The organism is Streptosporangium pseudovulgare, from assembly GCF_014648055.1.
In the GTDB taxonomy this organism is placed as follows: Bacteria; Actinomycetota; Actinomycetes; order Streptosporangiales; family Streptosporangiaceae; genus Streptosporangium; species Streptosporangium pseudovulgare.
In genome coordinates, this window is record NZ_BMQJ01000003.1 from 199,923 (window position 1) to 212,994 (window position 13,072).

Consider the following 13,072-nt stretch of genomic DNA (forward strand, 5'->3'; position numbering starts at 1 on the left):
CCCCGATCCCGCACGAACCGTGAAACAGTGAGCACAGACGGCCCGGAAGAGAGCGGACCTTCCAGCCGGGTGACGGCCACGGGCGGCCGGGAGGGGACGCGATGGACGAAAGCCGGATGGTGCGCGTTTCCAAATACCTCGCCAAGCACCTGCGGCACCGGCCCGAGCGGATCGGCATCGAGCTGGACGAGCACGGCTGGGTGGAGATCGAGACGCTGCTGGCCGCCGCGGCCGGGCATGGCTTCCCGATTTCCCGGGCGGAGCTGGAGCAGGTCGTCGCGGACAACGACAAACGCCGGTACGCGATCGAGGGCGGGCGGATCCGCGCCAGCCAGGGCCACTCGGTGCCGGTGGACCTCGGTCTGCCCGAGGTGGAGCCGCCCCCTATCCTCTACCACGGCACCGTGGGGGCGAACCTCGCCGCGATCCGCGCCGAGGGGTTGCGGCCGATGGGCCGCCACCACGTGCACCTGTCACCCGACCGCCGGACGGCGGAGAAGGTGGGGGCCCGGCGCGGCAGGCCGGTCGTCCTCGTCGTGGACGCCGCCGCCATGCGCGCCGCCGGGCACGTCTTCCACCTCAGTGCCAACGGCGTCTGGCTGGCCGGACACGTCCCGCCGGCCTTCATCCGCCTCCCCGGATGACCGGCGGCCCTTCTCCCGTGAAGACCGCCGGAGCTCCGGAGACCGAGAGGCCCGACCGAAGAGGAGGCACATGACCACCCCAGCCGAGGGGACGCCGACGACCGGCCCGGCCGTGGCCGTCGTCGGCGAGTGCGTCGCCGACGCCTTCGCCGACCCCGGAGCGTCCCGGCGGGGAGAGCTCGCGCTGCGCGTCATCCCCGGCGGGGGCCCGGCCAACGCCGCGGTCGCGCTCGCCCGGCTCGGCACCCCCGCCCGCTACCTGGGCAGGATCTCCGCGGACCCGTTCGGCCGCCTCTTCCACGAGCGCCTGACCGCCTCCGGCGTCGACCTGTCCGGCGTCGTGCGCGCCGCCGAGCCCAGCACGCTGGCGGTGGCGACGCTCGACGCGGAGGGCCGGGCCGAGTACTCCTTCCACGCCGAGGGCACCGCCGATTGGCAGTGGACGGCGGAGGAGCTCGCCACCCGGGACCTCGGCGGGGTCGCGGCGGTGCACACCGGCTCCCTGGCCCTGGTCATGGCGCCCGGCGCCGCGCGGATCGAGGAGTTCCTGGCCGGCGCCCGCGCCGGGGCCACGATCTCCATCGACCCGAACGTCCGTCCCGGGCTCGTCGATCCGGCGGTCTACCGGGCCCGCCTGCCCCGCTGGGCGGCGCTCGCCGACATCGTCAAGGTGAGCGAGGAGGACCTCGACCACCTCGGCGACTTCGACGGGTTCCGCGAGGAGTGCCACGCGGCCGGCGCCAGGCTCGTCCTGCTCACCCGGGGCGCGGACGGCGTGACCGCCTCCCTCGACGGCGTACGGCTGGCGGTGCCCGCCCCCGCGGTGAACGTGACCGACACCGTTGGAGCGGGAGACGCGTTCACGGCCGGCCTGCTGCACCGGCTGGGCGCCCGGGGCCTCCTCGGCGGACGCCTGACCGGCCTCACCGCCGGCGACCTGTCCGAGGCCCTCGCCTTCGCGGTTCGCGTCGCCGCCCTCACCTGCGAGGTCGCGGGCGCCGACCCGCCCTGGCACCACCAGCTGGCCGCCCCCGCACCGCTCACCCCGTAACCGGACCGGCACGCCCTGGCCGCCAGGCGACCGGGGCGGGTTCAGCCCTTGATCTGGCGGAGGATCGACTCGTCGGTGATGTCGGCGTCGTGGGCCAGGAGGAACGCCTTGCTGAGGATGAGGGCGAGGCGGCCGTCGTCCTCGAAGGGCAGGAACAGGCCCTTCCCGGCGGCGGGCGCGGCGACGACGCACAGGTGGACGTCGCCGGGTTCCATGAGGACGCCGGCGCTGCCGAGGTGGATCCGGTAGGTGCGCAGGTCACCGCGGACGACGAGGTGGCGGTCGGTGAGGGTGCAGCGGCCGGCGATGGCGGTGCGGGGGAGCAGGCGGGCGAGGGCGTCGCGGCGGACCTCCGCGGACGGGGACAGGGGAGCCGAGGACGCCGCGTGGCGGTAGTCGCGGTGGCCGTCGTCGTCGCCGGTCCAGGCGGGGTCGGTGGCGATGGAGGTCAGGGCGACGAACAGGTCCACGTCCCGCATGGCCTCGCTGAACACCAGCGGCGGCACCTCGGGGAGCGGCGCCTCGTGCCACTCGCCGGAGACCTTCCGGTGGAAGCGGACCCGGCCGGTGACCGCGCGGTCCTCCGTCTCCCCGTAGAGGTAGGAGTGGAGGAGGGAGACCCGCCACCGGCCCCCGGCGAGCACCCGCCGGGCCTCGTCCTCCCCGCCGCCGTCCCAGGGGCCGAGCATGGACGACGTCCAGCCGCGCTGCCTGAACAGGGCGTACAGCGTGCGGTACGCCACGATGTGGGCCGCGAACCGGGCGGAGTGGAAGCGGGCGGCCTCCTCGGCGGGGGTGAGCAGGTAGACCTCGCGGAACGCCTGCTTGAACGGCTGGCGGATCCGCTCCCCGGTCACCCGGTCGCGCCAGGCCGTCACCTCCGCGAGCGGGGCGCGGGCCGGGTGCCACAGCCGCACCGGGGTGTCGGGCGGCGGCGCGGCCACCGGCTCTCCCGCCGCGTCGCGGGGCTCGGCGCCCATCATGCTCCGCCACTGCCCGGGGGCGTGCTCGAACTCCCAGATGAGGCGGTCGGCGACGGTCCCGGCGATCGGGTGGCCGGCGATCTCGGCCCGCCACCTGGCGTAGGGATGGACCGCCTCGCCGGGGTAGCCGCCCTCCAGCGCGCGGACGAGGGTGGTCAGCTGCCGCCGGACCTGCTGGACCTGCTCGCGCAGGTGCTTCACCTCGCCGGGGTGGTCACGGCGGACCGCCGCCGGGACGCTCCTGAACCGCTTCTCGCCCCGCTGCCAGGTCAGCTCGACGTCGTCGCCGATCGTGATCACACCCGTGTGCTCGCCGGCCGGCACGCGGAGCACCCCGCCGGGCCCGAAGCCGAGGTCCGGCATCCGGAAGGCCACCTCGACCCGGTCGGCCAGCGCGGGGTCGATCCGCTTGAGCATGCGGTCGAGCCGCCTGGGCACGCCCGCGTGCCGCGTCGCCCCGCGCGCGGCGCGCAGCGCGGTGACCGCCTCGGGGGTCGGGAAGTCCTCGACGGCCCGGGCGATCTCGTACAGCAGCGCCTGGGACGGCAGGGTCCGCGCGGTGCCGGGGGCGACCGCGATCCCGGTCAGCAGCGGGGTGAGCAGGCCGGGCAGCCACTCCTCGTCACGGGCCAGGGCCAGCCGTACGGCGCGGCCGAGCGCCTCGGTCTCCGACGCCTCGAACGCGCGGTCGGCGCGGTAGGGGATCTCGCCCGCGTGGATCGCGGCGACCCGGGCGGCGGCGGTCTCCAGGGCCGCGCGGGCGAAGGCGGCGTACCCGGGGATGTCCGCCAGCCGTTCCCAGACGTCGGGCAGCGGCGGCGGGGAGCCGAACGACCTGTTCCGCAGGGTCTCCAGGAACAGCGCCCGGTGTCCGGTGCCCCAGCTCGCGAGCAGGCGGAGCTCGTCGGCGCCGATCGGGCCCCGGCCCGCTTCGATCGCCCCGGTCACCTCCGCGTCGAGTCCGTCGCCGCCTCGCCCGTCGCACCCGGCGAGCCCCGCGACGGCCAGCAGCGCGTACGGCTGGTCGGTCCGGCCGGCGTCCAGCAGGAACCGCACCAGCGTCCGGGCGGGGGCCGCGAGCGCGGCGAGGGGCGGCCCGTCCGGGCAGCGCACCAGCGAGGCGGCGCCGAGGTGCAGGTCGGCCCATTTGCGGGTGGCCAGCCCGTCGACCAGCGCCGCGAACAGCTCGGCGCAGGACCCGGGGGTGAACGCCGGCTGGCGCTCCCGGGCCTCGTCCTCCACCATGAACCTCGCCGACATCCCGGCGGGGGTCGCGGGGACGCGGTAGGCGAAGGGCAGCAGGGCCCCCAGCTCGTGGGGGCCGAGCTCGGCGCGGCCGGGCCAGGTGGCCGGGTACTCCGCGGCCGGGTCGGTCATGAGCGCGAGCAGCCGGCGGGCGGCGGGGGAGAGCTCCATCCGGGTCGATCCTCAATCTGGTGGTGGGGCCGGTGGGGTCCGGCGCGGCGGCCGGGGACGCGCGGCCGTACCGGGGGCCGGGCGGCGGCGTCCGGCGCCCCGGCGGTCGGGTGACCACCGGGGTCGCCCACGGCCACCCGGCCCGCGGCGGGTACGCGCATGCCACGATCCTGCCGGGTTCCACCGACAGAAGCCGACAGAAGCCGGCGGAAGCCGACAGAAGCCGGCGGAGGACCGGCCCCGGCGGAGGACCGCCGGGGCCGATGGGCCTCTGGGCAGGCCCCTGTGATGTCACGCGCCGCGTGCGGTGAGTGCGGACGAACGCCTCCGGACGAAGTCGGCGGATCGGTTGAGGACACCACCGTCGGTCAATGACGCACCGGACTTCACCGGGAGGCGTTCATCTACATCCTCACCGTCAGTTGACGGTGATGGTGAACGTCGAGGTCGTGTTCCTGATGTTCACGGAGTTGTCGCTCATCCTCAGGTTGTTGAAGGTCACCGACCCCACGGCCGGTCCCTGGTTGGGTTCGGGCAGCTCGTTGGCCCAGATGGCGAAGCCGGACTTGGCGTCGTAGGCGTCACCGCTCCGGTGGGCGCCGGTGATCGAGATGTTCGTGAAGACGGTGTCCTTGACCGGGTTCAGCGGTCTGCCTCCCGAGTAGCCGGTCTGGAACATGATGCCGTGGTAGGTGGGGTCGACGATGTCGACGTTGCTGACCCGGATGCCCTGGAACACCTTCGAGGCGGAGAAGACCCAGATGCCGGGGAAGGTCTGCGCCCCCCAGAAGTGGCCGCCGGCCCGGACGATCGAGACGTTGTCGAACCTGGTGGGCGGGTCGGCCCCGAAGCCGTTCATCGGGTAGCCGAAGTCGAGCGAACTGATCGTGATGCCGGAGTAGACGAGCGTGTCGGCGATGTAGATGTTGCGGAAGACGTTGTCGTAGCCCCCGTACACCGCGATGCCGGCGGCGCGCCAGGGGAGGATCGCGGTCAGGTTCTCGTAGACGTTGCCCTTCATGTCGGCCCCGCCCGCGTCGATGGCCGAGAAGAGGGCGAAGCTGTCGTCGCCGGTGGAGCGGGCCGCGTTGTTGCTGACGAGGTTGTCCGTACTGCCGTTGGTCATGTTGACGCCGTCGGCGAACATGTCGCGGATGCGGGAGTTCCTGATCGTCATCCGGTCGGTGTTGGCGCCCCAGTAGAGGCAGACCAGGTGCTCGCTCCAGATGCCGTCGATGACGATGTCGGCGACGTTCTGGAAGTCGAACACCTTGCCGGGGCCGTCGATGCGGGAGGTGTAGTTGCCGAAGTAGGCGAAGCCGGTGAAGGCCGAGCCGTTGGCGGAGGACTCGGCGCGGAAGCCGACGTCGGTGTTCTCCTGCGTGACGGGGGCGTGGAACCGGGTGTACCAGGGGCCCGCGCCGACGACCTTGACGGGCTTGCCGTACACCTGGAACTTCTGCGCGGTCTGGTAGTCGCCCGGCGGCAGGTAGACGCCCAGCCACCCGGTCTCCATCCGCGCCCTGTCCAGGGCGTTCTGCACGTCCTGGTGGGTGAACCCGGACGGGACGACGTACCGCGCGGGGTCGGGGTTGGGGACCGGCGTGACCTGCTCGGTGTCGATGAAGTCGATCGCGTAGGTGGTGGTGTTGGCCGTGCCCTTCTGCAGCCTGATCCTGCTGCCCTTCGGGACGGTCGAGTTGAGCATCATGTTGGCCTCGTCGTAGATGTGCCGGGGGCCGCCCAGGGACGGGGAGTTCCCGGGGCTCGCCTCGGGGCCGTACAGCCAGGCGTACTTCGAGGTCAGGTTGAGGGCCTTGTGGAAGACGCCGTCGACGTAGACGTCGAGGGTGGCGTCGATGCCGCCGCCGCCCGGCGCGTCCGGGATGGAGAACCGGGTGACGAGGGTGTTGGTCGGGGCCCTGGTGGTGAACTCGACGTAGGCGCCGGTGGTCGCGAGCTTCACCGCCCTGCGGCCGGACGCCTCGCCGGCCAGGTCGCCGACGGTCCTGTTGGGTCCGACGACGGTCGCGCCGCCGCCGATTGAGGCGTCCTCCGCCTCGTAGGTGTCGTAGGGCATGTTCGCGCCGCGGCCGACGAACAGCGGGGTCGTCACGGTGTTGTCGTCCCGCTTCACGGGAAGCTCGCCGGCGTCGGCCGCGACCTCCGTCCGTACGGTGTACCGACCGTTCGCCGCGGTCCACGTTCCGAGGGTCACCGGGGCGGTGGTGGCTCCCGCGGCGATCGCGCCGCTGTACGAGCCGGTCAGGGTGCGCACCGCCGTCCCGGCGTCGTTGAGCAGGGTGAGCGTGATGGCGTGGCCGCCGCCCGCGGACGCGATGTTGCCCTTGTTCCGGATCGCCACGGAGAAGGTCACCGTGGCGCCGTTCGCCGGGTTGCCCGGGGTCCAGCTCGCCACGGGTGTCAGGTCGGAGCTGTCGACCGGCTTGACGACCAGCGGAGAGGAGGCGGTGAGCGCGTTGTTCAGCTCGTTCTGCTCGGCGACCGCGTCGGCCTCGTCGACCTTGGCGGTCACCGGGTAGGAGCCGGCGTCCCACCGGCCGGCGGACGCCGAGACCTCCGCGGAGGCGCCGGCCGCCAGCGCGGTCAGCGGGGCGGAGCCGACCTTGGTGGCGCCGAAGGAGAAGTTCACGCCGGTCGCGCCGGAGGCGCGGTTGCCGGAGTTGCGGACGGTGGCCCGCAACGTGACGGTGTCGCTCTCCGTCGGCGACTGGGGCGTCCAGGAGACGGCGGTGACCGTCAGGTCGGGGTTCGGCGCCGGGACGCCGATCACCTGGAACTCGGCGACCTGCCCGCCGGGCGCCCCGGTGTTGGAGGTGAACCTGAGCTGGACGTCGGCGACGTCACCGCTGACCGGGATCGTCACGGCGTTCCCGGTGGCCGGGTCGAAGGTGTACGGCGCCGCCGCCTTCAGCGTGGTGAGGGAGGAGGCGCTCTGCTCGCGGCCCAGCACCTCGATCGTCTGGGTGCGCCGGCCCCAGGCGGGGTCGGGGTTGAGCTTGAGCACGACCGAGGTGACGCTCGCGTTCGCGCCCAGCTTCACCGTGAGCGTGGCGGGATAGGCGCCGGGCCCGGACTCCCAGTAGGTGGCCGTGTCGTTGTCGACCGCGTTGGCCGCGACGAAGGTGTGGACGTAGGAGGAGGCGCTGACCTGCTTGCCCACGGCCAGGTTGGAGCCGGCGCCGCTGCCGGTGCGGGTGACGGCGTTGCTCGGGGCCGACCGGTTGCCGGCCGCGTCCTTCGCCCGGACCCGGTAGGTGACGGTGGCGTTGGCGGGCTGGGTGTCGGTGTGGGTGAGGACGTTGCCCGCGACGGTGGCGCGCAGGACGTCGTCGGCGTAGATCTCGTAGCCGGTGACGCCGACGTTGTCGGTGGAGGCGGTCCAGGTCAGTTTGATCTGGCCGGCGGCGGGTTCGGTGTAGGCGAGGTTGCCGGGCGCGGTGGGCGCCTGGGTGTCGCCGCCGTACACCTCCAGCTCGGAGACCTGCGCCGCGGGCCATCCGGTGTTGGCCGTCATGTTCAGCCGGACGTAGCGGGTGACGGTGGCGGGCAGGTCGACGGTGACCGTGTTGCCGGAGCCGGGGTCGAAGGTGCGCGTGGCGGGGCCGGCGATCGTGGTGTAGGCGGCGCCGTCGGTGCTGCCCTGCACCGAGAACGTCTGCGTGCGCGGCTCCCAGCCGGGTGGGAGCTTCACCACGACCCGGTCGACGCTCGTGCTCGCGCCCAGGTCGACCCGGATCCACTGCGGGAAGGCGTGTGACGGGCTCTCCCAGTAGGTGGACGGGTTGCCGTCGGTCGCGTTGCCGGCGACGTAGACGTCGGTGTGCCCGCTGGCGGTGACGGCCTTGCCAGCCGCCAGGTTCGGGCCGGCCGCGGCCGCGGCGGGGAGGGGTGGTCCGGTGACGATCAGGAGGCCGAAGGCGGCCAACGCCGCGATCAGCCGGAGTAGTGTGGCGCGCTTGTGTGTCATCCGTTCCTCTGTCTCATGTCTGGAACGCCGGGGGGTGCCGGGATCGGGGGAGCGTGCCCTTCGTCGGGTCGGATGGCTGAACCGTAAAATGACAAATCGATGTCTGCAATATTTCGACTTAATTTCGCAATGAATTGACTTCGTGTTCCCGTGTGAGAGGGCGGCATCATCGCTGCTCAGCAAGGGGCTTTGGGGCGGGGAGCCGCTGTCGTGGACCGCAAGCGGCTGACGTTCGGGCCCGCAAGTGGCTGCAAATATTTGCTTCAGATGTCGTATGGTTTGCGCATGACGCGACGACTTGCAGAGGTGGCCAGGAAGGTCGGGGTGAGCGAGGCGACGGTCAGTCGCGTGCTCAACGGGAAGCCCGGGGTCTCGGAGACGACCCGGGAGGCGGTGCTGACGGCTCTCGACGTGCTCGGCTACGAGCGGCCCACCCAGCTGCGCGGGGACCGGGCCCGGCTGGTCGGCCTGGTCCTGCCCGAGCTGCAGAACCCCATCTTCCCCGCCTTCGCCGAGGTCGTCGGCGGCGCGCTGGCCCAGCAGGGCTTCACCCCGGTGCTGTGCACGCGGACGGTGGGCGGCGTCTCCGAGGCGGAGTACGTCGACCTGCTGCTGCAGCAGCAGGTGTCGGGCGTGGTCTTCGCCGGCGGCCTGTACGCCCAAGCCGACGCCTCGCACGCGCACTACGAGCTGATCCTGGAGCGCGGGCTGCCCGCCGTGCTGGTCAACGCGGCCGTCGACCACCTGGGTTTCCCGCAGGTGTCCTGCGACGACAAGGTGGCGGCCGAGATGGCGCTCGGGCACCTGAAGGCGCTGGGCCATGAGCGCGTCGGCATGCTGCTGGGGCCGAAGGACCACATGCCCTCCCGCCGCAAGCTGGAGACCTTCGTCGCCGCCGGCGGGGACCCCGCCCTGGTCGAGCACACGATGTTCTCCCTGGAGGGCGGGCACGCGGCGGCGGCGAGGCTGCTACGGGCCGGGGTCACCGGCGTGGTCTGCGCCAGCGACCCGCTCGCGCTCGGCGCGATCAGGGCGGCCCGCAGGTCGGGGCTGTCGGTGCCGGCCGACGTGTCGGTGGTCGGGTACGACGACTCCGCCCTGATGAACTGCACCGAGCCGCCGCTGACCACGGTCCGGCAGCCGATCGACGCCATGGGGCGGGCGGCGGTGGACCTGCTGGTCGCGCTGATCGGCAAGGCGGCCGTGCCCGCGGACGAGCTGCTCTTCGAGCCGGAGCTGGTGGTGCGGGCCTCCACGGCGAGGCCGGCCGCGGGCTGAGCGCGGCCGCTGGGACGGCGCGGAAGGGGTGGCCCGATCGGTGGGTCACCCCTTCCGCGTTTTCGCACGGGAAACGCGTGACTCAGTCGTTATGTTTCATATTTCTGTCGAAATATTGCATCACGGTGTCGGGGATCCTATGGTGAGGCCACGCCGGAGCGGACCGTCCGGCTCACTCCTGGCCTCCCCCAGCAGAAGGGTCAGCTTCATGACGAGATCCGGGTGTCGCAGGCTCCTCGGGCCGCTGCTCGCGAGCGCCCTCGTCCTCGCGGCGTCGGCGTGCGGTTCCGGCGAACCCACCGCGGACGGCACGCAGCCGTCCGCGTCGGGCTCCGCCGGCGGTCCCGTGTCGATCACGGTCAACTGCATGCCGCCGAAGACCAACAAGGCGCAGCGCACGACCTACGAGGAGGACCTCGCGGCGTTCCGGAAGCTCAACCCGGACATCAACATCGAGAAGGTGACCGACGCCTTCCCCTGCTACGAGCCGCGGACGTTCGAGGCGAAACTGGCCGGCGGCCAGCTCGAAACGGTCTTCTTCGTCAACTTCCCCAACGTCGGGCGACTGGTGGACGCCGGCCAGGCCGCCGACCTCACGCCGTACGTCGGGGAGCTGAAGACGTTCAAGGACTACAACGCCTCCCTCGACATCTTCAAGAAGGACGGCAAGGTCTACGGCCTGCCCACCGACGGCTACGGCATGGGCCTGGTCTACAACCGCGACGTGTTCACCAAGGCCGGCCTCGACCCGGCCAACCCCCCGAAGACCTGGGCCGAGGTGCGGGAGGCGGCCAAGAAGATCTCCGCCCTCGGGCCCGGCTACGTCGGCTTCGGCGAGTACAGCGGCAACAACGTCGGCGGCTGGCACTTCACCGCCTCCCTCTACGGCCGCGGAGGCGACGTCGTCACCCCCGACGGCAAGAAGGCCGCCTTCAACAGCCCCGAGGGCGTGGCGGTGCTGGAGAACCTCAAGCAGATGCGCTGGACCGACGACAGCATGGGCTCCCGCCTCTACATCGACTGGCCCGCGCTGATGAAGGCGATGGCCGGCGGCAGGATGGGCATGATGCTCGGCGCCCCCGACGTGCTGATCTCGCTGCGCAACGACTTCCAGGCGAAGTTCGAGAACTACGCCATCACCGCGCAGCCCGAGGCCAAGGCGCTGTTCAACGGCGGCGCCGGATACATGATCAACCCCAAGGCCACGCCCGAGCAGATCAGGGCCGGCCTGAAGTGGATCGAGTACGAGTTCCTCACCCCCGGCAAGGGCCAGCTCGACTACGTGCGCGCCAAGGGCGCGAACCTGACGGTCGGCCAGCCGTACCCGGACCTGTACGGCGCCGACACCCCCTCCGGCCAGGAGGTCCTGCGGCTGCGCTCCGAGAACGCCAACGTCGCGCCCGAGCAGTTCGCGCTCTGGGTGGAGGGCTCCAAGGGCATCACGCCCAAGGCCGAGCCGGGGCCGTACGCCCAGGAGATCTACGCCATCCTCGACACCCCGATGTCCGCGGTGCTGACGAGGCGGGACGCCGACCCCGCCAAGCTGCTCGCCGACGCCGAGGCGAAGGTCAACGCCCTGCTGGCGAAGAAGGGCTGACCCGGCGGCACGGGCCGGGGCGCCGGTACGGCGGGCGCCCCGGCCGCGCCGGGAGGCGGAGGGCCGGTACGGCCGGCACCCCGGCCGGCACCACGGCCGCGCCGGGCCCCTCGGCCGGAGCCGGAGCGAAACGAGCGGACCGCGGAGAGCGCGGGTGCGGAGGACCGATGACCACTGTGACCATGCGAGGCCCGCGGCGGGGGGACGACCCGGGACGGCGACGGAACGCGCGGCGGCGGCTCGCCGTACGGCGGAACGTCACCGCCTACGGGTTCCTCTGCGGAGCGCTGATCTGCTTCGCGTTCTTCTCCTGGTACCCCATGGTCCGGGAGGTCGTGCTCAGCTTCCAGCGGACCAACTTCGTCGACGCGCCCGTCTGGGTGGGACTGGAGAACTTCGTCACGGTCGTCCAGGACGCGGCCTTCGGGCCCGCCTGGAAGAACACCGTGGCGTTCACCGTGCTCGCGCTGGTCCTCGGCTACGGCGTCCCGTTCGTCGCCGCCCTGGTGCTCAACGAGCTGCGCCACGCCCGCGCCTACCTGAGGCTCGTCGTCTACCTCCCGGTGATGCTGCCCCCGGCCGTCGGCGTGCTGCTCTTCCAGTGGTTCTACGAGCCGGAGTCCGGCCTGTTCAACCAGGTGCTCGGCTTCCTGCACCTGCCGCCCCTCGACTGGCTGAACAGCACCGACACCGCGCTCGTCTCGCTCGTCATCGTCTCCACCTGGATGAACCTCGGCAGCGGCACGCTCATCTACCTCGCCGCGCTGCAGACCATCCCCGGCGAGCTGTACGAGGCGGCCGAACTCGACGGCGCCGGGCTCTTCCGGCGGATCCGGCACATCACGATCCCGCAGACCAAGCTGATCCTCCTGGTCATGCTCCTGCTGCAGATCGTCGCCACCATGCAGGTCTTCATCGAGCCCTACCTGCTCACCGGGGGCGGCCCGGAGAACTCCACGGTCAGCGTCGTCTACCTCATGTACCAGTACGCCTTCAACTTCGGGAACATCAACGGCGGCAACGCGCTCGGCGTGATGCTGATGATCGTTCTGATGGTCTTCTCCGCCGTCTACCTGCGCGTCTCGCGGGAGGACAAGAGCTGATGCCGAACCTCGCCGACCTCACGGCCGCCCCCGCCACCGCCTCGCCCGCTCCGCCCGAGTCCCGCCCGCCACGGCCGCGGCGACGGCCGCGGCGGATCGAGTCGGAGTTCCGCACCGCCGTCTCCCCGCACCGGCTCAACTCGCCCGGGGGCCGGATCGTCTACTGGACCGTCCTCGTCGTGGTCGTGGTGGGCTTCACCGCCGCCTTCGTCTTCCCGCTGTACTGGATGGTCACCGGGGCGATGAAGTCCACCGAGGAACTGGTGCGGATCCCGCCGACGTTCCTGCCGTCGAAAGTCACGTTCGACGCCTACGCCGAGGCGTGGGAGCTGATGGACCTGGGCCGGCTGCTCGGCAACACCGCCCTGTACGCGGGCGGGGCCTGGCTGTTCACGCTGGCGGTCGACGTCACCGCCGCCTACGCCCTGTCCAAGCTGCGGCCGGTGCTCGGCAAGCTGATCCTGGCCATGATGCTGGCCACGCTGATGATCCCGCCGATGGTGATCATGCTGCCGGCCTACCTGACGGTCAAGGACCTGCCGCTCCTCGGCTGGGACCTGCTGAACACGCCGTGGGCGATCTGGCTGCCCGCGGCGGCCAACGGGTTCAACGTCTTCCTGCTCAAACGGTTCTTCGACTCGATCCCCCGCGAACTGCTGGAGGCGGCCGAGATCGACGGCGCCACGCCGGGGCGCATCCTGTGGTCGGTCGTCATCCCGATCTCCCGCCCGATCCTGGGCGTGGTGTCCATCCTGACCGTGGTCAACGCCTGGCGCGACTTCGTCTGGCCGCTGCTGGTGCTGACCGACGACGAGAAGATGTCGGTCAGCGTCGGCATCGCCAACCTGTCGGCGCAGATGCCGCAGAACGTGCTCATCGCCTCGCTGGTGATGGCCAGCGTCCCGACCATCGTGGTCTTCCTCGTCTTCCAGCGCCACATCATGGCCGGCCTCACCGCCGGCGGCCTCAAGGGCTGACGCGGTGACCGGCGAATCCCTACCAGTGAGGA

Annotated in this window: 8 protein-coding genes; 6 read left to right on the plus strand and 2 right to left on the minus strand. The window is 71.9% G+C overall.

The genetic code is table 11. The features are described 5' to 3' along the window. Window positions 1–101 precede the first annotated feature (101 nt). A complete protein-coding gene (locus IEZ10_RS08180; RefSeq protein WP_189245875.1) occupies window positions 102–644 on the plus strand; it encodes an RNA 2'-phosphotransferase in 543 nt (180 codons plus the stop codon). A gap of 70 nt (window positions 645–714) precedes the next feature. Beyond that, entirely contained in the window at window positions 715–1,695 is a 981-nt protein-coding gene (locus IEZ10_RS08185; protein WP_189245876.1) for a carbohydrate kinase family protein, read from the plus strand. A gap of 41 nt (window positions 1,696–1,736) precedes the next feature. On the opposite strand, the gene IEZ10_RS08190 is transcribed toward IEZ10_RS08185, so the two are convergent. Together IEZ10_RS08190 and IEZ10_RS08195 are read right to left on the minus strand one after the other, a co-directional pair. Continuing rightward, a complete protein-coding gene (locus IEZ10_RS08190) occupies window positions 1,737–4,094 on the minus strand; it encodes a DUF4132 domain-containing protein (RefSeq protein WP_189245877.1) in 2,358 nt (785 codons plus the stop codon). Window positions 4,095–4,512: 418 nt separating this feature from the next. Next, entirely contained in the window at window positions 4,513–8,085 is a 3,573-nt protein-coding gene (locus tag IEZ10_RS08195; RefSeq protein WP_189245878.1) for a galactose-binding domain-containing protein, read from the minus strand. A gap of 285 nt (window positions 8,086–8,370) precedes the next feature. Between IEZ10_RS08195 and IEZ10_RS08200 the strand changes: the two genes are divergently transcribed. The 4 genes from IEZ10_RS08200 to IEZ10_RS08215 all read left to right on the plus strand — a co-directional run bounded on the left by IEZ10_RS08200 (window position 8,371) and on the right by IEZ10_RS08215 (window position 13,040). Beyond that, the gene (locus tag IEZ10_RS08200) at window positions 8,371–9,363 is read left to right on the plus strand and encodes a LacI family DNA-binding transcriptional regulator (RefSeq protein ID WP_189245879.1); all 993 of its coding nucleotides are present in this window, start codon (window positions 8,371–8,373) and stop codon (window positions 9,361–9,363) included. A gap of 208 nt (window positions 9,364–9,571) precedes the next feature. Then, entirely contained in the window at window positions 9,572–10,960 is a 1,389-nt protein-coding gene (locus IEZ10_RS08205; protein ID WP_189245880.1) for an ABC transporter substrate-binding protein, read from the plus strand. Window positions 10,961–11,127: 167 nt separating this feature from the next. Then, the gene (locus tag IEZ10_RS08210) at window positions 11,128–12,063 is read left to right on the plus strand and encodes a carbohydrate ABC transporter permease (protein WP_189245881.1); all 936 of its coding nucleotides are present in this window, start codon (window positions 11,128–11,130) and stop codon (window positions 12,061–12,063) included. Further along, the gene (locus IEZ10_RS08215) at window positions 12,063–13,040 is read left to right on the plus strand and encodes a carbohydrate ABC transporter permease (RefSeq protein ID WP_189245882.1); all 978 of its coding nucleotides are present in this window, start codon (window positions 12,063–12,065) and stop codon (window positions 13,038–13,040) included. Before IEZ10_RS08210 ends, IEZ10_RS08215 begins: the two co-directional genes overlap by 1 nt. The last annotated feature ends 32 nt before the right edge of the window (window positions 13,041–13,072 follow it).

Excerpts from the sequence above, each read along its gene's own strand:
- IEZ10_RS08180 (WP_189245875.1), top strand. The coding sequence starts at position 102 with ATGGACGAAAGCCGGATGGTGCGCGTTTCCAAATACCTCGCCAAGCAC.
- IEZ10_RS08185 (WP_189245876.1), top strand. The coding sequence starts at position 715 with ATGACCACCCCAGCCGAGGGGACGCCGACGACCGGCCCGGCCGTGGCC.
- IEZ10_RS08190 (WP_189245877.1), bottom strand. The coding sequence starts at position 4,094 with ATGGAGCTCTCCCCCGCCGCCCGCCGGCTGCTCGCGCTCATGACCGAC.
- IEZ10_RS08195 (WP_189245878.1), bottom strand. The coding sequence starts at position 8,085 with ATGACACACAAGCGCGCCACACTACTCCGGCTGATCGCGGCGTTGGCC.
- IEZ10_RS08200 (WP_189245879.1), top strand. The coding sequence starts at position 8,371 with ATGACGCGACGACTTGCAGAGGTGGCCAGGAAGGTCGGGGTGAGCGAG.
- IEZ10_RS08205 (WP_189245880.1), top strand. The coding sequence starts at position 9,572 with ATGACGAGATCCGGGTGTCGCAGGCTCCTCGGGCCGCTGCTCGCGAGC.
- IEZ10_RS08210 (WP_189245881.1), top strand. The coding sequence starts at position 11,128 with ATGACCACTGTGACCATGCGAGGCCCGCGGCGGGGGGACGACCCGGGA.
- IEZ10_RS08215 (WP_189245882.1), top strand. The coding sequence starts at position 12,063 with ATGCCGAACCTCGCCGACCTCACGGCCGCCCCCGCCACCGCCTCGCCC.